This is a genomic window from Undibacterium sp. Ren11W, from assembly GCF_049340485.1.
Taxonomy (GTDB): domain Bacteria; phylum Pseudomonadota; class Gammaproteobacteria; order Burkholderiales; family Burkholderiaceae_D; genus Undibacterium.
Genome location: NZ_JBMPPB010000002.1, coordinates 219,422 through 240,376, shown reverse-complemented (window position 1 = coordinate 240,376; position 20,955 = coordinate 219,422). Strand labels below are relative to the sequence as shown.

Annotated in this window: 16 protein-coding genes; 9 read left to right on the top strand and 7 right to left on the bottom strand. The window is 48.9% G+C overall.

Annotated features, from left to right (window positions below; genetic code table 11):
• Nucleotides 1–82: 82 nt before the first annotated feature.
• From ACO0K8_RS07680 to ACO0K8_RS07660, 5 genes are all read right to left on the bottom strand, one after another.
• Nucleotides 83–1,321: a pyridoxal-dependent decarboxylase, exosortase A system-associated gene (locus ACO0K8_RS07680; RefSeq protein WP_422946064.1), complete on the bottom strand. Its 1,239-nt coding sequence runs from the start codon at nt 1,319–1,321 to the stop codon at nt 83–85.
• Between the two features lie 190 nt (nt 1,322–1,511).
• Entirely contained in the window at nt 1,512–3,110 is a 1,599-nt protein-coding gene (locus ACO0K8_RS07675; RefSeq protein ID WP_422946063.1) for an acyl-CoA ligase (AMP-forming), exosortase A system-associated, read from the bottom strand.
• A gap of 18 nt (nt 3,111–3,128) precedes the next feature.
• Nucleotides 3,129–4,481: a PEP-CTERM-box response regulator transcription factor gene (gene prsR / locus ACO0K8_RS07670; protein ID WP_422946062.1), complete on the bottom strand. Its 1,353-nt coding sequence runs from the start codon at nt 4,479–4,481 to the stop codon at nt 3,129–3,131.
• A 28-nt stretch (nt 4,482–4,509) separates the two neighbouring features.
• Nucleotides 4,510–6,582 (bottom strand): XrtA/PEP-CTERM system histidine kinase PrsK, encoded by a 2,073-nt coding sequence (prsK, locus tag ACO0K8_RS07665; RefSeq protein WP_422946061.1) that lies wholly within the window; start codon nt 6,580–6,582, stop codon nt 4,510–4,512.
• A gap of 42 nt (nt 6,583–6,624) precedes the next feature.
• On the bottom strand, nt 6,625–8,022 hold the full coding sequence (locus ACO0K8_RS07660; protein ID WP_422946060.1) for a TIGR03013 family XrtA/PEP-CTERM system glycosyltransferase: 1,398 nt from the start codon (nt 8,020–8,022) through the stop codon (nt 6,625–6,627).
• Between the two features lie 289 nt (nt 8,023–8,311).
• Here ACO0K8_RS07660 and ACO0K8_RS07655 point away from each other — a divergent pair, with 289 nt between their 5' ends.
• On the top strand, nt 8,312–8,719 hold the full coding sequence (locus ACO0K8_RS07655) for a hypothetical protein (RefSeq protein WP_422946059.1): 408 nt from the start codon (nt 8,312–8,314) through the stop codon (nt 8,717–8,719).
• Nucleotides 8,720–8,818: 99 nt separating this feature from the next.
• On the opposite strand, the gene ACO0K8_RS07650 is transcribed toward ACO0K8_RS07655, so the two are convergent.
• Complete coding sequence (locus ACO0K8_RS07650; protein WP_422946058.1) at nt 8,819–11,980, bottom strand: S8 family serine peptidase; 3,162 nt, start codon at nt 11,978–11,980, stop codon at nt 8,819–8,821.
• A 38-nt stretch (nt 11,981–12,018) separates the two neighbouring features.
• Nucleotides 12,019–12,738 (bottom strand): NF038120 family PEP-CTERM protein, encoded by a 720-nt coding sequence (locus ACO0K8_RS07645; RefSeq protein ID WP_422946057.1) that lies wholly within the window; start codon nt 12,736–12,738, stop codon nt 12,019–12,021.
• A gap of 467 nt (nt 12,739–13,205) precedes the next feature.
• Between ACO0K8_RS07645 and gspG the strand changes: the two genes are divergently transcribed.
• From gspG to ACO0K8_RS07605, 8 genes are read left to right on the top strand one after another with little or no spacing between them, the layout of a single operon-like run.
• The gene (gene gspG, locus ACO0K8_RS07640) at nt 13,206–13,655 is read left to right on the top strand and encodes a type II secretion system major pseudopilin GspG (RefSeq protein ID WP_422946056.1); all 450 of its coding nucleotides are present in this window, start codon (nt 13,206–13,208) and stop codon (nt 13,653–13,655) included.
• 35 nt (nt 13,656–13,690) lie between these two features.
• Complete coding sequence (locus tag ACO0K8_RS07635; protein ID WP_422946055.1) at nt 13,691–14,887, top strand: type II secretion system F family protein; 1,197 nt, start codon at nt 13,691–13,693, stop codon at nt 14,885–14,887.
• Nucleotides 14,884–16,575 (top strand): GspE/PulE family protein, encoded by a 1,692-nt coding sequence (locus ACO0K8_RS07630; RefSeq protein ID WP_422946054.1) that lies wholly within the window; start codon nt 14,884–14,886, stop codon nt 16,573–16,575. Before ACO0K8_RS07635 ends, ACO0K8_RS07630 begins: the two co-directional genes overlap by 4 nt.
• Nucleotides 16,568–17,386, top strand: coding sequence for a hypothetical protein (locus ACO0K8_RS07625; RefSeq protein ID WP_422946053.1), 819 nt, complete (start codon nt 16,568–16,570; stop codon nt 17,384–17,386). Before ACO0K8_RS07630 ends, ACO0K8_RS07625 begins: the two co-directional genes overlap by 8 nt.
• Complete coding sequence (locus tag ACO0K8_RS07620; RefSeq protein WP_422946052.1) at nt 17,383–17,931, top strand: hypothetical protein; 549 nt, start codon at nt 17,383–17,385, stop codon at nt 17,929–17,931. Before ACO0K8_RS07625 ends, ACO0K8_RS07620 begins: the two co-directional genes overlap by 4 nt.
• Entirely contained in the window at nt 17,928–18,494 is a 567-nt protein-coding gene (locus ACO0K8_RS07615; protein WP_422946051.1) for a hypothetical protein, read from the top strand. Before ACO0K8_RS07620 ends, ACO0K8_RS07615 begins: the two co-directional genes overlap by 4 nt.
• Nucleotides 18,491–19,039 (top strand): hypothetical protein, encoded by a 549-nt coding sequence (locus ACO0K8_RS07610; RefSeq protein ID WP_422946050.1) that lies wholly within the window; start codon nt 18,491–18,493, stop codon nt 19,037–19,039. Before ACO0K8_RS07615 ends, ACO0K8_RS07610 begins: the two co-directional genes overlap by 4 nt.
• On the top strand, nt 19,039–20,955 hold the full coding sequence (locus ACO0K8_RS07605; protein WP_422946049.1) for a secretin N-terminal domain-containing protein: 1,917 nt from the start codon (nt 19,039–19,041) through the stop codon (nt 20,953–20,955). The genes ACO0K8_RS07610 and ACO0K8_RS07605 overlap by 1 nt, the downstream gene beginning before the upstream one ends.

Here is a 20,955-nt window from a genome sequence, read left to right as displayed (position 1 = left end):
GCAGTGTAATGAATTTTGGTATTTTTTGCATCATATTTAGGACTGGGGCCTGCCATCCGCCACAGGCATATTGTGAATATTATTAGACCAAGACCTCCACGGCTGGTCTATGGCTTAAAAACTGACTGGGGCTGGCACTTAATCCGTAGGCACCAGACTGGAATACCACCAGTAAATCGCCGACTTCTGCTTTAGGCAAGAGCATTTGATCGGCCAAAATATCCAGAGGCGTACACAACGGACCGACCACATTGACCAACTCAAGGCTCTCGCTGCCGATTTTATTGGCTATCGCGACCGGATAATTTTTACGTATGACTTGACCCAGATTACCTGACGCGGCCAGATGGTGATGCATGCCGCCATCGGTCACCAAAAATGTTTGTCCGCGCGAGATTTTTTTATCGATCAGCCTGGCGACGTAGATACCGGCCTCTCCGACTAAAAACCGACCCAGTTCTAACACCACCGCGGCCTCAGGTAATTCTGTGGCCAGTCTTTCCATCCATAGTTGTAAATGATCGGCGATACTGTGCAAATCGAGCGCGCTCTCGCCCGGAAAATACGGAATCCCAAAGCCACCGCCGATATTGAGCATACGCAAAGGTCGCGGCGCGTATTCCGCCAGCCTCAAGGCCAGTTCAAAAGTATTCGCATGCGCTTCTATGATGGCCTGCGCTTTAAGATTTTGCGAACCGCAGAAAATTTGCAAGCCGTAGAAATCCATCTTCAACATGCCGATGCGCTGCAATAGTTGCGGCGCTTGCTCGGCATCGACGCCGAAGGGCTTGGGGCCACCGCTCATCTTCATGCCAGAAGACTTTAATTCAAAATCCGGATTCACTCTGAGCACAACTTTGGGACGCATGCCAAGTTCGATCGCTATGCGGTTCAGGCGTTCTAATTCCGTGGCCGATTCGAGATGGATCAGCACTTGCGCTGCCAGCGCCTGGCTTAATTCGGCATCGGTTTTTCCGGGCCCGGCAAAACTAATGTGTTCGGGAGGCATACCGCTGTCTAAGGCGCATTTTAATTCGCCGCCCGAAGCGACATCGAGGCCATCGACCAAGCCCGCCATGTGCTGCACCAGCGCCGGCATGGGATTGGCCTTGATAGAATAATGCAGTTGCACGCCGCCAGGGAGGATCTGCCGCAACTGAACGATGCGCGCATCCAGCAATGCTCTGTCGTAGGCATAGAAGGGCGTACTGCCTACCCGTACAGCCAGCCGCGTCAAAGGGATGCCGCCCACCAGCAAACAACCATCCTGAACTGCAAACTGTGTGAGTGGCGCATGCTGCGGTTTATTCATAGTGGGCATGCGCTATCCGTGCTGGTTGTGTGGTGAACTGCGAGGCTTAGACGGTGAATCAGACAGTAAAAAAGTACCATGCCCAGAGCGCAAGCCCCATGCGGCTTTGCGGGCAGGCAGGCTGGAAAGGCGCATGGATACTGCGCATCCGGCCTGCCTGTTTTTAAGTTTCGTAGAGAGCTGCTTTGCATGCGAGTACTTATGCCTTATCGCTCGTGAGAAAAAAATTCTGAAATTGCGTTTGCAGGGATTTTCTGTCTATCTTGCCGTTGGTATTGCGGGGTAAATTCTCGCTCACAATCTGTATATGCGCAGGTACCATATACGCTGGCAATTTTTGCTGGCTATGCTGGCGTATCGCCTCCACTTGCAGACTCTGTTGTGCATTTTGCTGCAGCACCAAGATGATCGCCTGTCCCATTAAAGGATGTGGCACACCGACTGCGGCGATTTCAGTGAGCGCGGTATAGTCGGCGACCACCTCTTCGACCTCACTCGGGCTGACGCGGTAGCCCGAGACCTTGATCATGTCATCTTCGCGCCCGATAAAATACAGGAATCCCTGTTCGTCCATGCGTACCGTATCGCCCGACCAAACCGCGATTTCTGGCAAAGGCAGGCCCGCCAAACGTGGTGGCAAGGGACGAAACCGTTCGGCAGTTTTCTCAGCATCATTCCAGTAGCCCAGCGCCACCAGCGCACCGCGATGCACCAATTCTCCAGCTTCATTGGCAGCGCAAGGCTGACCTTGCTGATTCATCACGATTAACTCTACCCCCGGGATTGCCTTACCTATCGAGTCTGGTCTGGCATCGACTTCGTCTGGATCCAGATAGCTGGAACGAAAGGCCTCGGTGAGCCCATACATCAGATAAATTTTGGCGGCCGGAAACAGCACGCGCAAGGCCTCTAAAGTGGCCTTAGGCATGGCACCACCCGAATTGGTGAGGTAGCGCAAAGTGCTCTCTTTTGGCCATTTTTGCTGCGCTAACAGCAGCCACAACGGCGGTACTGCAGCTAAGCCGGTAATGTTTTCTGTGGTGACCGCGCGCACTATGTCTTGCGGCATCAGGTAATTCATCAAGACCACACAAGCACCAACACTCAAAGCGGTGGTTACCTGGCTCAAGCCGTAATCAAAACTGAGCGGTAAAACGGCAAGTATGCGGTCGCTGCTTTGATTGTTAAGGTAAGCCGATACACTCGCCGCGCCCGCCAATAAATTGCGATGCGACAGCACCACACCTTTGGGTTTGCCGGTGCTGCCTGAGGTATACAGGATGGCCGCCATATCGGCATCGATACAAGGCGCTGCGACCGGTGCCAATTCAGCAGCGGCCAATGCCTGCGTCCAGGTCAAGCTCTGGATAGTCGCTGGTAGCTCTAACTCGTCAGCAATTTCAGTATCGAGCACGATGATGCTGTGTAAGTCGGGGCAAGTCGCCAATACCTGCGTCAGGCTACGCAAGCGCTGTGCCGAAGTGACTAAAATTTTCACATTGCAGTCGGCCAGGATATACGCCACTTGCTCCGCTTTCAGGAGCGGATTGACGGGGACAAAGGCGGCACTAGCGGCAGAGGCGGCGAACATGGCGACCACCGCTTCTGGGCGTTTCTCCAGATAAATCGCAATACGCTCAGAACGCGCTATCCCTTGGTTCAGATAGCCGCTGGCCAGCTGATTGACCTGTCGCATCAGGCTGGCATAATCGGTGTCTTTAGACTGATAACGCAATGCTGGCGCATGCGGTGCCTTAGCGCAGCTAGCTAGCAAAAGGGTATGGAATAAATCTGGCATTTTGCTCGTAAAAACAATCTATTTAATCGCGTGACGGCTCATCAAATCGTATAGGGTAGGGCGACTAATGCCGAGTAACTCGGCCGCCTTGACCATATTCCCGTCTACTCTTGCCAGCGCTTTGAGCACCGCTTTATGCTCAGCTTCATCACGTATCTGGCGTAAATTGATTGCCTCTTCTTCCACCGGCAACGACGATAAACCAAGGTCGTCAGAAGTAATTTGCGGCCCGTCTGCCATGATGACGGCACGTTTAATGCAGTTTTCCATCTCGCGTACATTGCCTGGCCAACTATGGCTTTCGATTAAGGCCATCGCCTCTTTGTTGAAGCTGAGGCCGGAACGTCCCTCTTTCGCATTGAATTTATTTTTGAAGTGATGCGCGAGTAAAGCGGCATCACCGATGCGCTCAGATAAGGGCGGTATATTGATGACAATTTCGCTGAGGCGATAATACAGATCTTCTCTAAAACGACCAGTGCTGGCCAATTCTTTCAAATTTTGGTGAGTCGCGCAGACGATGCGCACATCGACAGGAATTTCCTTATGGCCGCCGATGCGCTCGACCACCCGCTCCTGTAAGAAACGCAGTAATTTAGCCTGCAGTGCCATCGGCAAATCGCCTACTTCATCAAGAAAAAACGTACCCTCGTTCGCCAATTCGATTTTGCCGAGATTTTGTTTGACCGCGCCGGTGAAGGCACCTTTCTCGTAGCCGAACAGCTCGCTCTCCAAAAGATTTTCTGGAATCGCGGCACAGTTGATGGCCATAAAACGCTTATTCTGACGCGGGCTGAGCTGATGCAGCGCACGCGCCAGCACTTCTTTACCGGTACCGCTATCGCCCAGCAACATCACCGAGGCCGAAGACGGCGCGACTTTTTCTATGTTGCGACATACTTTTAACATGCCAGGATCGCGACTGATGACGCCAGACATGGGCGACGACGATTGAACTTGCAGCATGCGGCGATTCTCTTGTTGCAGCTGATGCAGGAAAAAAGCGCGCTCTACGACTAGGCCTAACAAGGTTGGGTCAAACGGTTTTTGATGAAAATCATAGGCACCAAGAGCGATCGCCTTGACCGCATTATCGCGCTCTTGATTGCCGGATAACACGATGATTTTCGTATCCGGTGCCAACGCCAAAATTTGCTGCAAGATGGCCAAACCTTCGGTCGCGCCATCCGGATCTGGCGGCAGGCCCAGGTCCATAGTCACCACCGCCGGTTCATGTCTGCGGACATGGGCTAAGGCGGACTCGCGGTCACCGGCAACTAATACCTCGTAGGCATCGAAGCTCCAGCGCAATTGTTTCTGCAACCCCAGATCGTCTTCAATGATCAACAACGTCTTTTTTTCCTGGCTCACTGCGTGACCTTTTGTGGTTTAACTTTCATTAAGCGGCTTTCTGTTCCGGCTCAAATAGCGACAAGACTAGCTTGAATGTGCTTCCTTTTGATGGTTGGCTGCTCACTTCCAGCGTACCACCTAATTCCTGCACATATTCCTTGGTTTCAAAGACCCCGATACCCATGCCTGCGAGCTTGGTAGAAACAAAAGGACTAAACAGTTTTTCCTGGATAAACTCTTCCGTCATACCGACTCCGGTATCGCTGATCTCGACTATCGCCGTGTTGCCTTGCTGGCGTAATATCACTCTGACCTCACCATCTTTCGGGGTGGCCTCAATCGCATTTTGTACGATGTGGCCGATAACTCTTTCGAGTCGCCCCCAATCTGCTTTAATGCAGACATTTTTTTCTAAAATCTCCAGCACAGGTGTCGGTGTGTATGGTGCTTTTGATTCGACCACCTGGGCTAATAGCTGATCCAACAAGATGCCACTGCGGTCGTCGGTGCTTGCACCGCGGCTGAGTTTTTGCAGCAAGACTTTCATTTTTTGTACAGAATGCTCTATGGTATCGAGCATATCCTTCTGAAATTCTGGGTTATTTTTATGTTTTTCTGCGTTCGACAACAATAAGGATAACTGTGCCACCAAATTCTTCAAGTCATGCACCATGAAGGTAGACATGCGGTTAAATGATTCAAACTGCCTTGCCACCATCAGTTCATTAGCGGAATCTTGCTGCGCCAGATAACTGGCGGCCTGACTGCCCGCAATTTTTAATAAATCAAGTATCTCCCAATTAAGCTTAATCGCACTTCTGGCTTTGGCCAACACCACAAAGCCAAATAATTTGCCGTGCAAGATCAATGGCAAAACTAGCCAGGCTTTGTCATAGGCGCTTAACCAGGCCGGTATGACTACCGCTTCATAGGTTTCAGAGCCAAGATCAATATCGCTTAAGTCTATCACCCACTGTTTTTCTTCCAGCAAGCGGCAAAAGCCGCTGTTGATAGACTCGGTACTGGCATTGAGTTGCATATTCCATTGACTCGACGCCTCGCAGAAACCGGATTCTCGCACTACAAACAAGGCAGCGGCCGGACTCTCGACTAATTCCGCCAAGGCACGGATAGCACGTTCGCCCAAGTCTGGACCTTGCATGGAAAGCGTGCGGGTGAAACGTATCCACTCTTCCCTATAGTCATAATTATAATTGTAAAAATGCTTACTTATAAAGACTTTCAACCACGAGCGTACCGAGCCTGAAAATATCAATACCACCAGCAGAACTACGGCACCAAACAGGAAGGCAACCTGCATCACGAAGCCCCAGTTACCGCCAAAATAGCGCAAATAGTAGCCAGCGGCAGCCATCGCTAATAGATAAAAAGCGGCTCCGAGCAAGGTCGCGGAATGAAATAAAATCCGACGCGACACCAGAATGCCTTGCGACCATTTGGGATTACGCGCGATCGAGATAGCCAGCAGCGGCACGGTGATCGCATCCACAATACCGCGCGCGGACCATATCTCACCATTCACCTTGCGGAACAGCATGGCGTCGCTATACAGATAGAAATCGTAGACAAACAAGCCACCAATACCGAGACACGCAAATTTAATACCCCAACGCCCTTTTTCTGAGGTATTTCTAAAGAACTGCTCGACTAACAGCATGCCGATGACCGACAACACGACGCGACCGTTGGTGTCGCTAAACAGATTGACGATAACACTGAGAAAGCCAGGTAAGATAAGTTCGCGCGCCAGCGTGGCAAATAGTTGCAGTAGCAAAAAACCGGAAATCACCAAGACGTGGGTCTTGGCATTGCGCAGAGCGGAAAAGCGGATTTCTTGCGGAGGATCTAATAAAATCAGCAAAAAAATCACCCATGCCGCGCTCCGGGCGAGTTCGAGAGTATGGGCAACGATGCCGAGGGGTATTTCTAAATAGGCGTGCAATGCCAGACTTGCGGCCCAGACTGCGGTGAGCAAACAGGCGCTGGTCATCGACAACCAATGCAATCTACCGCGCCATTTTGTCAGCAAAAGCAGGGAAAGAAGCGCAAATGCCAAGGCGGCGATGGAATAACTGAGAACAGCAACGCTAATCAGCATCCGGACTACTTTCTGATAAATTCAGTCGAGAAGAAAGCAATTTCATCGGGCACCTTTGCCCAGCAATACGACTTGTACCGTTTCCAAAAGAATTAAGACATCCAAAAACAGACTATTATTTTTTACGTAGTAAAGGTCGTATTGGAGTTTTTGCAGTGCATCCTCCACCGATGCTCCGTAGGCGTAGCGCACTTGCGCCATACCGGTAATGCCGGGCTTGATGCTATGTCGCATATTATAAAAAGGGACTTCTTTACAAAGCTGCTCTACAAAAAAGGAGCGCTCCGGGCGCGGTCCGACAAAACTCATCTCGCCTTTTAAAACATTAATAATTTGCGGCAATTCATCGATACGCAATTTACGTATCACACTCCCTACCCGCGTAGTACGCGGATCATTAGTGGTGGCCCATTGTGGTGCGTTGGCCTTTTCGGCGCTGGTTCCCATGCTACGAAATTTCAGTACCATATATGTCTGGCCGTTTTTCCCGACCCGCTCCTGCCGATAAAAAATCGGGCCGCGATCTTCTAGAAAAATTAAGCTCGCAGTAAAAATCATGACCGGCAAAGTCAACACAAACAGGAAGGCGCTCACCACCAGATCGAAGATTTGTTTGCTGAATTTACGTGAAAAACTTTGATTGAAGCCTTCGCCAAATACCAGCCAACCTGGCTGTAAAGATTCGACCCTGATCTGGCAAGCTTCGCGTTCAAAAAAGGCGGCAGCATCGATCACTTTAACGCCATTCAATTTGCAATCTAACAGCTCTTGTATAGGAAACTGCGCACCACGTCGGTTTTGTACCGCCACCACAATTTCATCGGCATGATGTTTTTCCGCCAAAGATACTATGCCTTCGACCTTGGGCAGAATGTATTTAGGTAGTACACAAGCGTCTTCATTAGGCAGCGGGACGAAGCCTATGATCTCGTACTCATGGTGAGCGGAATTGCTCAAGGCCAACTCATGACATTCTTGTGCCAATTTGCCGGTTCCTAAAAATATGATCCTCGATTTCAGCAATCCTGATTCAGACGTCTTAAAAAATAACACGCGTCCGATTAACACCCCAGTAGCGGAAAATACAAAAACCAAGCCCATCACTCCGCGACCTAAATAAAGATCGGGAAACACATAGAACAGCATAGTGATAATTGTTAAGGCCAGAGCGAATGCTGGCATTAAACGCAGAAAAGTGTTTCGTATTCCCTCCCGAAAATTAATTTGATACATGCCCAAGGCGCTGAGACTAAAAACAACAGTGAGAGCAAAGGTAACAGCAGTAAAGAAAAAGTGCTCTATGCCGACAAACGAGGGGTAACTATGATCCAGCATCCTGACCATGGCACCCAAATAGACCGCGCCTAGCGAAATACCAAACTCAAATATGAGTAAGCTGAAGGTAATTTTCGATACATGGTGATTTGCGATTCGCAACATTGATACTCCAAGTTTACGGCAACAGCTCTAAGCTTTAATTAAAAAGTGCTTTATTTACATATTTTTTGAATATTTTTTGATTTTAACATCCTTGCATGACAGCGTGATTAAGAAGACAATCTAAGTCAGCTTATGCAGATCGCATGATGTCGGTTCGCAACGCTAGCGTATCTAGCACTCACTAGTTAGTGCTAGGACTTACTATACAAGTCAAATTTGCTTGATGCAACGCCAACAATAACGACGCATCAAATTTCTAAAAACTGTTGCACATACCCAGAATTTCATAATGAGACCACTTGCTAAATTTCTTATTTTCAGTGGCATTTTGTTTGCGACTGCGTCACAGGCAAACGACAAAAGTGAAGCGACTCAGTTGCTGGAACAGATACGCAACACCATAGGCAAGGCTGCCTGTAATGATCAGCAACAATGCAAAACCATAGGGATAGGACTGAAAGCTTGCGGTGGTCCAGAACTCTACCTTGCGTGGTCTACGCTGGCTACCGACGTTAATTTATTAAACGCGCTCAGCCTAAACTACCGAACACTGCGTGAAGAGCAAATCAAAGCGGCCGGAGAAATCAGCAACTGCATGGCGATAAAAGATCCCGGTGCCTATTGTCAGATTTCAGCGGAAAAATCGGCTACAGGTGTTTGCCAATTAGGGCTGGACGGTGTGAATATCGCAAATTGATATTCAAAAACGAGAGAGGAATAGAAAAAGGCTGCACTTTCAAAAAGTGCAGCCTTTTTTAATGGCAGTCTGAAAGCTGCATTCAGACTGCCCTAGACATTACTTACGGATTCTCGTATCACTGCGTTCACCAACAGCGGTTGGCGCAACTGCACCAGTTTCTATCCGCAAGATCGTCGTGGCTTGTACATTGCCACCAGCATCTTTAAATTGACCGGCAGCTAAGTAGCGTTGATTATTTGCCAAACCAGACCAGCTCATGCCGATAGTCGCATTTGCACCGGCAACCACCTTACTTGGCGTTGCCAAGCTGAGGTTACCGCCTGTATCGCCAGTCGTTACGACCCAGCTAGACATACGGTAGCTCATATCGTCATTACCAGTTGCCGTTCCGTAGGCAGTAACACAGACTTTATAATTACCCGTCGCCGGACTAGCAATTTGTACTTGCTCTGTCGATCCATCATTACCAGAGTAAATGTAACTACCATCTGGCTTCAACAACATCATGTCGAAATCATCGGCACCTGGGTTGCTGGTATCTTGATTACGCAGAGAGAAGCGAGCTGCTACCGTATTAGCTGGGATGGCAAAGTTATGCACCTTAGTCGATGCAGTATCGCTACCCGCAGCACATGCCGCCTTCAATTGAGCACTAGTCAGAGCGCCTGGTGCCAACGTAACGGAATCGCCCAAAGTCGCGGCTTTCAAGCCACCTTTAGCAGTCCCCATCGAACCAGTGAAGCCAGTCTTAATGGCAAACAATTTACTACCAGAAACTTTGTCACTAGTGAGTTCAGCAGGAGCTGAAATCGCCTTACCGACTACGGCACTGAGTGGGCTACGAACGACATGACCAGCTGCATCAGACCAGGTCAGGGCACCATATGCCCAGACGTTTTCCGCGGCCGAGACCGGTGTGATTTTGACGGTGAATGCACCCTTTGCACCTGCTGCTAAATTCAAAGTTGAAGGAGTCACCAAAACGGAAAAACCTGGCAAACTTGCTACCGCGTTGTAGGTCGCTGCAGCATCGCTGACGTTAGTCACTTCACGCGTCAGGGTAGTTGGGCCAACCACGTTACCGACAGTCAATGAAGGTAAGTTGAGGTTGTAAGTCTCATTCAAAGTACCAATATTGGTACAGTCAGAGGCAGGGACAACCGCTGCTTTATTGACCTTACATTGATATTTGATGTAATCGTTTTTACCCATGTCATACACCAGACCTGGATTGGCCGCACCGTTTGGATTCACGTGACCTGCACCTTGCGACCAAGGCAATTTACCGTTTTGCATACCAGCCAAACCGTCATCCAGAGTAGGCGTGGCCGTTGTCATCATGGCGGACTTGACTGCGGCAGGCGACCAGGTCGGATGTTGCTGACGCAAGAGTGTCGCGATACCGGCGATATGCGGCGAGGACATCGAAGTACCTTGGTAGGATGCCCACGCTGGTGCACCAGCTGCATTGCCATCGGCAATCGCATTTCTCTCTGCCTCAGTCATACCTGGTGTGACATTGGCGATGATATCGACACCTGGACCGGTGATGTCCGGTTTGAGTTGATTGCCATCAAAACGGTTTGGACCACGTGAGGAGAAACCTGCCATGATAGGTGCCGGCACCTTCACGACACCAAATTTTGATATTGCTGCACTGGCTGACGCAGTAGTCGCGTAGGTTTGGATTAACGCACCATCGGCTGCGCTAACATGGACTGTTGGTACTGAATGCACTTCAGCCACCAGGCCAGCTCCGTTATCCACCAGCACCATACCAGCACCGCCGGCATTTAACACTGCCAAACTCTTGTCTACACGTGCGTTGGTGCCGCGGGTGCAGGTTACTACTTTGCCAGCGACCTTTGCCGGATCCAACAGTGGTGTGCCAGGAGACACAACACTACTGCTAAAACATAGTTTCAATTCGGTAGCATCGGCACCCGCGAGGCCTGCGTCTTCTGCCCGTATCATAGGAGAAGCAGCCAGATCGACGGTATTGAAACTCGCACCAGAATACTTCGCGCCATTACCTAAAGTGACTGAACTCTTCAAGCTGCGATCATGCGTAGATGCAGCAACGGTAGTCAGCCAAGGGCTGATATGTGCGACCTGATTATCTGGTCCGCTATTACCAGCCGACGCAGCAACAAAAACACCCGCGTTGGCAGCACGCAAAAAGGCCTGCTCCGCCAGGTCATTGACACTTTCACCACCGCTAATGGAGAAGTTAATCACGTTCACACCATCTTTAACCGCCTGATCAATCGCACTGACGATATCGATACTGGTACAGCTATTTTTACTCCCTGTACCATCGGTCGCTGTTGCATCAACGAAGGTCCAGCATACTTTATACGCCGCAATACGCGCACGCGGCGCCATACCCGTCGCGATTCCCATAGGAACACCGCTGATGATCGCAGTCGCGCCCCAGTTACCGGCAACGGTGGAGGCAGTGTGATCACCATGACCTCCGTGCCCTACAGTACCGCCGACTGAATCACGGGGCGAATCCAAAAATTCAGTCCAGTGAAAAGTAGGGTTACTGGCCTTCATACCACTAGCGTAGGCATGGGCGCCGACCAATTTATTATTACAATGCTTGGCAGGATCGAAACCTAAACCGCTATCGCAGGCACCTTTGTACGTCGCAGGAGCAGCACCAAAAACTTGGGTACCGCCAGCGTCATGGGTAGGAACGCCGTTCGCATCCACGCGATCAGCAAATGCCGGATTTTCTGGCCAAATACCTCCGTCAATAATACCGACGACCATGCCTTCGCCCGACATATTACGACCACCAAGCTGAGACCACATCCCATTGGCCGCATCTAAACCTAAAAAGCTAGTCGTCGTAATGGTCTGTAGCTGGCGCATTTCATTTGCCTGCACACTCAGAACATTAGGATTATTTTGCAGGCTGAATACCTCAGCATCGGTCAACATGGCGGCAAAACCATTGAGTACCGTGTTATAGGAAGCCAGAATTTCTGCGTTGGCGATGGTGGAGGTCACCAGATTTTGTTGGTCTCCCAGGTAACGTACATAATTTTGAACATCGACCGATTCAAAATTAATACGACTTCCTGAAGTTGCCTGAGTTGGCGCTAAATTCGCCACGCCACCGGCATAACTGGCGGTCGGTTGAGCTTGCAGTTGTACGATATAAGGACGACGTGTTTCTTGAGCGAAGGCGCTAGCGGCAAAACCGGATAGCAGCAGCATCGCAGCCAAAGAAATTGGGCGAAGTTTCATGTTCTTAATCCTTGAGAGTGATAGTTTTTAAGCTGTGTTTATACGGCGTTATTGCGGCGGCGCAAGCCAGCGATACCCAGCATGCCCAAGCCCATCAGTAACCATGTGGCTGGTTCAGGAACGGTGGCAGTGAGGACATTGTCTATAGCAAAATTCACTTTGCCATTGCCGTTGGTACAACCACTGAAATTGGCATTGGTGCAGGAAAACCCGAGAACCCTGACATAGTCAAAGTAAACGTCGGCAAACGCATCGTTGAGATTCAAGTTGGTAAAATTGTATTCGCCATTACTCAATCCGGACAGTAGTAAATCGGTAGTGAAAACCTGGGTTCCGCTGAATCCGGCAATACGCAAAAAGCTACTGGCGGGCAAGGTATCGCCAACACCGACGGTGCTCGCCATCAGGCTTTTTAACTGGAACTGTTGATTGTCTTCACGACCTAAATAAACATAGCCGTCATTGAGCCCAGCATAATAATTACTTTGATTATTTTGCGGGCAACGCAGTCCGTCGGCACAAATGTCGCCTTGATTGCTGCCATCGATGAAAGCACCAATCAAGTCGCCGTCGGTCCTGCCAACGCCGTAACTTTCAGTCCAGAATTGACCAGCGTTTTTATGATCGCCATGAAATACGAAGGGGCCGTCTTGCTGGGTTTCAAAATCGACAGTGGTAAATATGCTCGCGTGCGCGACGCCAGCGCTTAAGCAAGTCAAAGCAGCGGCAGCAATGCTAGTTTTTAGTAACTGTTTCATGCTCAGTCCTCATCTCAAATTATTTTTAAAATTTTTCTCCTGGACCGAGTTTCGTTCCAAGTTGCTGTCAAATATAACAATTCGTTTACCAGATGTGGAAATTATTTTATCAACAATAATTTATTAAATAGCACCTAAATCCAAATTTAATTTGGCACTTCATAGATGAAATTTTGTGCAAGATTATGTGGAAAAATTTTTCCACAAAGGAGAATATTTTTGCAAATTTTGTGCTCTTGTTGGCGTGTGGAAATTGCTGCAATAGCATAATTTCTTTGCAACAATATTTCATGCCAGAATATATACGTCCACAAAAAAATTTATAATAAAAATCGACGAAATTCAACACTGCGTGTTAGTCTTTCGCACACAAAATAGCGCTCGACCTGAGTTTTTGCATGCTAGTTGAATTCAAGCATGCAACAGAATGAGCAAAAGCTAAGTAAAAATTATGGGGAATAGGTCTGATGAAAGAAGTGCAGAAAAAGTGCAACAAGAGCTTGCAGGCGAATACTCAGCATGAGGGTTTTACTTTATTGGAACTATTGGTCGTTATCGTGATTATCGGTTTGCTAGCGGCTTACGTAGGTCCAAAATATTTTTCACAATTAGGTAAATCTGAAGTGACGATCGCCAAAGCGCAAATTGAGGCCTTCGAGAAATCCCTAGACACTTACCGCTTAGACCTCGGTCATTATCCGAATAGTGAGGAAGGCTTAAGCGTCTTGCTGACCGCACCTGCAGCCAATGCAGAAAAATGGAATGGCCCTTATCTTAAGAAAGCAGTACCACCCGATCCATGGGGACATCCGTATATTTATCGTTCGCCCGGCACTAAATCTGAATTTGAAATCGTATCCTACGGGCGCGATGGTCAGCCAGGCGGTAGTGGCGAAGACGCCGATATCAGTAACTAATTCGCCCCAGTTCACCCTAAGATGAGTTAAGCGCCATGCAGTACGATGTTCGAGCCTTAGCGCCCGATTTAGTTATATCCCTATTGACTATCGAAGCTGTCGACGAGGCCGATGCGCGTCGTCAGGTTGAGGCGCGCGGCCTCTTCGTCAGCGCGATCCATCCTTTGCGCGCGAGCTGGAGCACGGGCTGGCCGCGCAAGTCCAAAAGCGCCCTTTCCTTGGTACTGTTCAGCCAGGAATTATTGGCACTATTGAGTGCTGGTTTGGGTGTGGTCGAGGCACTTGAAGCCTTACAGGAAAAAGAAGCCAATACCAATACACACGCAGTGTTAGGGCGTTTGCTGGCGGGTTTACGCGAAGGTAAACGCTTCTCTGCAGTATTGGCGGAACAAGAAAATTTATTCCCTCCTTTATACGTAGGAATCGTCAAAGCCGCTGAGGGCACCAGTGACCTCCCACGATCACTGACGCGCTTTATCGACTATCAACAACGGATCGATATAGTGCGCGGAAAAATTATCAGCGCCGCTATTTATCCTATGATTTTATTAGGCGTAGGGGGAGGCGTAAGTACCTTCCTCATTACCTATGTGGTGCCACGCTTTGCCGAAGTGTATCAGGGTGCCGGGCGTAACTTGCCGTGGATGTCGCAATTGCTGCTGAGTTGGGGGCAATTTGCCGCGAATCACGGCGCGTTCTTATTCACTGCGATAGCCGGTTTACTGAGCCTGATTATCGTATTACTGCGCCGTATGATGGCACAGGGCGGCATCGCCCGTATTTTGGCTAAATTACCCGGCGTTGGTGTACGTGTTCATGTCTACCAATTATCCCGTTTGTATCTGACCTTGGGCATGCTGATAGAAGGCGGTATTCCTATCGTTCAGGCGATTACTACCGTGCAGGATATGGTCACACCTGCGGTTAGGATAGGCTTAAAAAACGCCCGCAACATGATCGAATCCGGCATGTCGCTCTCTATCGCTTTTGAAGAAAATAAACTGACGACGCCAATTTCATTACGCATGTTACGTGTGGGTGAACGTACCGGCGACATGGGACCAATGTTAACGCAATCGGCCGCGTTTTACGATGGCGAAATCAGTCGCTGGATAGACAGATTTACACGCACTTTTGAACCGCTGTTAATGGCTGCGATAGGTTTGATCGTCGGTGCCATTGTAGTCTTATTGTATATGCCTATTTTTGATCTGGCCGGAGATATGTCATGAGTAACCCGGCGATGGCGATCGACGCCTCTATGCTGGCACGCGCACGAACCCAGAGTCAGTTATCGCAACGCCCTTTGATCACAGAATTGGAAGAATTGAGTGGCGGTGATCCGCGCCAACTAGTGCATGGACTGGCGCTACCTCTGGGTCTGGCTGTGTTGGAAACGGCCGACATGCTTGGATTGACACCTGCTTTCGATCTACTGCCGTTATCACAAGCGATGACGCGCCACTGTGTATTGTTACGCGATGTTGAACAACTCGTGATCGCAGTGATCGCAGATCCTTTTGATCTTGATTTGCAGACCTGGCTGAGTCAGCGTGCCAATGCAAGTATCCGACAAGCATTACCTATAAAATTGGCCTTGCAGTCTGACATTCAGGCCTATCTTTCCAAGCAGGAGGAATCGGCACGTGCGGTCGATAATTTATTGCCAGGTGCCGTAGATACTAAGCGCGATCACAAAACCGCAGCTAATCTATCATTTGCCTCGGTATCGGAAGCGGCTAGTCCCGCTGTGAAGCTAGTTAATTCAACCTTATATGACGCCTTAAAAGCAAGTGCTTCAGACATCCACCTGGAAAGTACCGCGGCTGGTCTGGCGGTCAAATATCGGGTAGACGGGGTGCTGGATCACGCCACTTCAGTTAACGGCATAGAACTAGCAGAACAAGTCATTTCGCGCTTGAAAGTATTGGCAGAACTCGACATCGCTGAACGCCGGGTGCCGCAAGATGGTAGTTTTAGGGTAGAAACTGGCGGACGCGAAATCGATTTGCGAGTCTCCATCATGCCGAGTATTCATGGCGAAGATGCGGTGATACGGATACTCGATAAACGCGCCATGATAGAAGCCTATGGCGCACTAACACTTGAGTCTCTTGGTTTTGATATGGCATCGCTAGTCACTTTGCGTACCTTAGCGCAGGAAGCTTATGGCATGTTACTGGTCACCGGTCCCACTGGCTCCGGTAAAACCACCACACTATATGCCGCCTTAACTGAGATTCATAATGGCCGTGAAAAAATCATCACGATTGAAGACCCGGTCGAATATCAACTGCCTGGTATTTTACAAATTCCTGTGAACGAAAAAAAAGGGTTAACTTTTGCAAAGGGCTTGCGTTCCATCTTGCGGCACGACCCGGACAAAATTATGGTTGGTGAAATTCGCGATCGGGAAACTGCCGAAATAGCAGTGCAGTCTGCACTAACCGGACACTTGGTCTTGACCACGGTGCATGCGAATAATGTGTTTGACGTATTTGGTCGTTTCACCCACATGGGAATCGATCCGTATGCCTTCGTTTCTGCACTTAATGGCATTTGGGCGCAGCGTTTAGTGCGCATGAATTGCCCTCATTGCGCCAGCCCTCATGTACCTAGTGATGCGGATTTAGCGAGTGTCAATTTGTCGCGCAGCGAAGTTCTTGATTTTCAGTTCATGCAAGGCAAAGGCTGCGGCGATTGTCGTGGCACCGGCTACAAAGGTCGACGCTCTATCGCAGAAATTCTTACTCTGAATGACGAAATTCGTGAACTAATAGTCGACAAACGTCCGATACGCCAGATCAAAGCAGCGGCTTACGCAAATGGCACCAGAAGCCTGCGTTTAGCGGCTTTGGATTTGGTAAGACGCGGTGCCACGACACTAACAGAAATTAAGCGAGTGACTTTGCATGTTTAAACGTTTCGGCCAATCATTAAGAATCGGCATTGCACGTGACAGTATCACTGTGCTGCGCATTAGCAAATGGCACGAACCGGCAGTGACGGTGCTATTTGAACAAAAATTTGTGGCGCTGGATAACCACACACCAGACCAGTTACGCTTGCGACTAGAACAAAGCATGCAAGGAATAGCCGCAAATAATCTCCCTACAACGATAGTACTGGCCGACGATTTAGTCCGGCTTTGGCAAGTAACGCCCCCCCTAGGAAGTACTCGGATAGCGGATATACAGGCAGCGGCAGCCATGCGTTTTTTTTCTTTGTTTGGTGAAACTATGGACGATTGGCAGATGAGCGCCGACTGGCAAGTGCGCAGGTCGTTTTTTTCCGCCGCAATTCCACACACTATACTCAAGGTACTGACACAACTTGCACACGAACATCAATTGGCCTTGGTCGAGATAGCGCCGCAATTTGTTTTGGCGTGGAACCGCTGGAGTGCAAAGATCAAACCCGGTGCATGGTTCGCTTCAATCAACGATCAGGTACTAAGCGTCGCGCTAATTGAAGGATCGAACATCTGTGCAGTACATAGTATCTTAGTACCAACGGAAGCGAATCATGATTGGCTACAAGCACATCTGACGCGACTTGGTCTATTGCTAAATGTTACAGTCCCAACCCAGTTGCAAATATGTGGACAATTCAAGCAAAGTTGGGAGCAAGAGACCGCTCTGCTCAACTGTAGCCGACTGGTCCAGTCAAGTCAGGAAATTCCGGGGTATACCGCCGGCATAGAGTTAGCCTTGACTGGAGCCTCGCTATGAAACAAATTAGAATTGACTTTGCGAAGGGTAGTCTGCGCCGTACGATATGGCATAGCACGCCCCTGCATTGGTTTATTTTTGTCCTCGGCGTAGTAGCCTGTCTGACTGTTAGTTACACAATAGTCCATAACCAAGGGCTGCAACAAGAGCAGCAAGCGTATAGAAACAAAATTTTAAAAGAACGCAATAGTCAAATAGCACCTGTAAAAAAAATTGAAATCCCTATGGCGCAAGCAAGTGCCGTAAATCAAGTCGTATTGCAGCTCAATCTCCCCTGGCGCGAGTTGCAGTATGCGTTAGAAGAAGCGACCTCTGAGAAAGTCGCGGTGCTAGCACTAGAGCCTGATGCAAAATCACGTATATTGAAGATCACGGCAGAAACCAAAAACAGTGACGATATGTTGTCCTATATTGATAGACTTAAATTACAAGATTTTTTTGTCAGCGTGGTCTTAAACAAACATGAAATTAATGAACAAGACGCGAATAAACCCTGGCGCTTTCAACTAGATTTGGAATGGTCAGAAAAAGTGAATAAGCCATGAATTTCTCTGCTTTCGCGACGCTCCAGTTGCAAGCACGTTTATGGCTACAAAAACGTGGCTTAATCGCCAGTGTTGGAGTCTTGTTTCTAACATTAGCTTGCCTTGTCTGCTTGGGCTATTTTTCTTATGCAAGAACGCTAACGTTTCCCGCGCAACTCAGTAATCTCACTAAGCTGGAGAAATTGGATGCAGCCGTACAGACAGATAGCGAGTATCAGAATCTGGCGATTTTTTATGATGCCCTGGGCGAGCGGCGCTATGCTGAACAGCAACTAAAAACCATATTCGCATTGGCTAGTAAAAATGGTTTAAGTCTGGCAAAAGGGCAGTATAAATTAAGCTATGACAAAAACTCTCATGTCTATACCTACCAGATAGTTTTACCCGTAAAAGCTTCCTATCAGGCCATTTGGCAGTTTGCGCTCCAGACTCTGGATACGATACCGTTTGCTGCATTGAATGAAGTTAGTTTTAAGCGCGATAGTGTTACCGATAATATGCCAGAAGCAAGTTTGCATCTGAGCTTGTATCTGCATGACGTCGCGAAAAAGGGGGGGCCATGAAGCCGCGTCATTTAGTACTGGCGCTCGCTCTGTTACTGGCCGCTGGCGTCGCATTATTCGGAGATAAGACTCCTGCCAGCGGCGTGGCAGAAGCGGTGGCACGTGCCACACCTACAAAAAAAATGACTGTTGCAAACGTGAAATCACCAGCATCGACGGCCGCCGTAAGCGCAAAAATAGAAAACATACGTCCACGTCCCAAATTTGCGCCAGAAGATAGTATGGGAGACAACACGGTAGCCTCGCCGACGGCAATGTTTGGAAATCAAAACTGGAATCCGCCCCCGCCACCAGCGGCCAAAGCTATACCAGTAGCACTCGTGCCACCTAGCGCGCCACCACTGCCTTTCGTGTATTTGGGTAAATCTCTGGCTGACGGTACCTGGGAAGTATTTCTTGGTCGTGGCGACCGTACTATTATCGTCCAAAACAATAGCCTTATCGACGGCACTTATCGTGTCGATGCGATAAAACCGCCGCTACTCTTCCTCACTTATCTTCCGTTGAATCAGATTCAACAGCTCACCATTGGAGTTCTCGACTGATGTTAAGTCAATCGCAAAAATACGGTTCATCAAGCGCACCGCTGTTCCGTTTGTTAAAGTGTTTCGCCTTGCCTATGTTGGTATTGGCGCTGACTGGCTGTGCTGCACAAATCGCCTATAGGGATGCTAAGAAATTAGTCGCGGAAGATCAAATCGAGGCAGGACTGGTCAAATATAGAGAGGCCATGCGTGCTGATCCCTATAATGCAGAATATCGTATTGCCTACCTACGCATCCGAGACAAGAGTGTTTTGCAATTACTAGAACAAGGCGAGGCCCTATTTAGCGAGGGAAATAACGAGGCGGCTAGAAATAGTTTTAATCAGGCCTTAATACTGGACCCTGGTAGTGAACGTGCTCGGAATGATTTGAGGTCGCTAGAAATAAATACGCGTCAGGAAAAACAGTTGGTAGCGGCCGCAACCGCGCTCGACATGAAAGAACACGAGACAGCGCGTCAGATACTCAGTGCCGTCTTAGCTGAAACCCCTGGCAATCAAAAAGCCCGCAGCATGCTGGCATCTATTGCTGAAAAACCCAAAACAACCAGCGCGGAAACAGGAATAGCAAAACAATTTAAAAAACCTATTTCTATACAATTTAAAGATACGCCGTTGCGCCAGGTATTTGACGTGATCGCCCGCACATCCGGTTTAAATTTTGTGTTCGATAAAGATGTCAAAGCGGATCAAAGGACCACCATTTCTTTAAAAAATAGCAGTATCGAGTTGGCGGTTTACTATCTGCTCATGAGCAATCAGCTAGAACAGCAAATTGTCGATGCCAACACCATCATGATTTATCCAAATAGTGCCGCCAAACTTAAGGAATACCAAGAAATGGTGGTGAAGACATTTTTCATCACCAATGCGGATGCCAAAGTTGTCGCGAATACGCTTAAAACCATACTCAAATCCAAAGACATCGTGGTGGACGAAAAGCTCAATCTGGTGATTTTACGTGATACACGTGAATCGATACGTCTGGCGGAAAAATTGGTCGCCTTGCAAGATATTCCTGAAGCCGAAGTCATGCTAGAAGTTGAAATACTCGAGGTAAAGACCAATCGTTTGACTGAACTTGGCGTGGCATGGCCAGCCAGTCTCGCATTGACGCCCTTGGCGGCGAACAACGGAGTAGGTTTGACGATTGCTGACTTACGAAATCTGAATCAACGCAATATTGGTATTACCACCCCCAGTGTGACCATCAATGCGAACACCAAAGATGGAGATGCCAATACCCTCGCCAATCCAAGGATACGGGTGAGAAATCGAGAAAAGGCCAAAATTCATATTGGTGAAAAATTACCAAGTGTCACCACTACAGTCTCACCGGGTGCCGCGGGATTTGCTTCTGAATCGGTCAGTTATATCGATGTCGGATTAACGCTCAATGTAGAACCGACTATCTATCTGAATAATGAAGTGGCCATTAGGGTCGATCTCGAAGTGAGTAATTTACTCGGAACCATGACTACTAAGCAAGGTGCCGTAGGCTATCAAATTGGTACACGTAAAGCCACCACGGTACTGCAATTAAAAGATGGAGAGAATCAAGTATTGGCCGGCCTCATCAGCAATGAAGATCGCAGCAATGGAAATAAAGTTCCTGGTGTGGGCGATCTACCAGTGCTCGGCCGCCTGTTTGGCAGCACCAAGGACGATACGCAAAAAACAGAAATCGTGCTCTCTATCACGCCTAGGCTGATACGCAATATCCGCCGCCCCGAAGCGAACACTTCAGAATTCGCTGCAGGTACGGATTCTAATTTTAGAAATCGGCCCGAAGCCGCTGGTCGGACACCGGCGATAGTCGCACCTGCCAAAGTTGAACCGGTAGTCACTCCCGTACTAGTCCCTGTCTGGCCTGCGCCGGCTGAGGTTAGCACTGAACCGGCAGTGAAGCAGGAATAA

Excerpts from the sequence above, each read along its gene's own strand:
- ACO0K8_RS07620 (WP_422946052.1), top strand. The coding sequence starts at position 17,383 with ATGAAACAAATTAGAATTGACTTTGCGAAGGGTAGTCTGCGCCGTACG.
- ACO0K8_RS07655 (WP_422946059.1), top strand. The coding sequence starts at position 8,312 with ATGAGACCACTTGCTAAATTTCTTATTTTCAGTGGCATTTTGTTTGCG.
- ACO0K8_RS07675 (WP_422946063.1), bottom strand. The coding sequence starts at position 3,110 with ATGCCAGATTTATTCCATACCCTTTTGCTAGCTAGCTGCGCTAAGGCA.
- ACO0K8_RS07635 (WP_422946055.1), top strand. The coding sequence starts at position 13,691 with ATGCAGTACGATGTTCGAGCCTTAGCGCCCGATTTAGTTATATCCCTA.
- ACO0K8_RS07630 (WP_422946054.1), top strand. The coding sequence starts at position 14,884 with ATGAGTAACCCGGCGATGGCGATCGACGCCTCTATGCTGGCACGCGCA.
- ACO0K8_RS07610 (WP_422946050.1), top strand. The coding sequence starts at position 18,491 with ATGAAGCCGCGTCATTTAGTACTGGCGCTCGCTCTGTTACTGGCCGCT.
- ACO0K8_RS07605 (WP_422946049.1), top strand. The coding sequence starts at position 19,039 with ATGTTAAGTCAATCGCAAAAATACGGTTCATCAAGCGCACCGCTGTTC.
- ACO0K8_RS07625 (WP_422946053.1), top strand. The coding sequence starts at position 16,568 with ATGTTTAAACGTTTCGGCCAATCATTAAGAATCGGCATTGCACGTGAC.
- ACO0K8_RS07650 (WP_422946058.1), bottom strand. The coding sequence starts at position 11,980 with ATGAAACTTCGCCCAATTTCTTTGGCTGCGATGCTGCTGCTATCCGGT.
- gspG (WP_422946056.1), top strand. The coding sequence starts at position 13,206 with ATGAAAGAAGTGCAGAAAAAGTGCAACAAGAGCTTGCAGGCGAATACT.
- ACO0K8_RS07615 (WP_422946051.1), top strand. The coding sequence starts at position 17,928 with ATGAATTTCTCTGCTTTCGCGACGCTCCAGTTGCAAGCACGTTTATGG.
- prsK (WP_422946061.1), bottom strand. The coding sequence starts at position 6,582 with ATGCTGATTAGCGTTGCTGTTCTCAGTTATTCCATCGCCGCCTTGGCA.
- ACO0K8_RS07680 (WP_422946064.1), bottom strand. The coding sequence starts at position 1,321 with ATGCCCACTATGAATAAACCGCAGCATGCGCCACTCACACAGTTTGCA.
- ACO0K8_RS07645 (WP_422946057.1), bottom strand. The coding sequence starts at position 12,738 with ATGAAACAGTTACTAAAAACTAGCATTGCTGCCGCTGCTTTGACTTGC.
- ACO0K8_RS07660 (WP_422946060.1), bottom strand. The coding sequence starts at position 8,022 with ATGTTGCGAATCGCAAATCACCATGTATCGAAAATTACCTTCAGCTTA.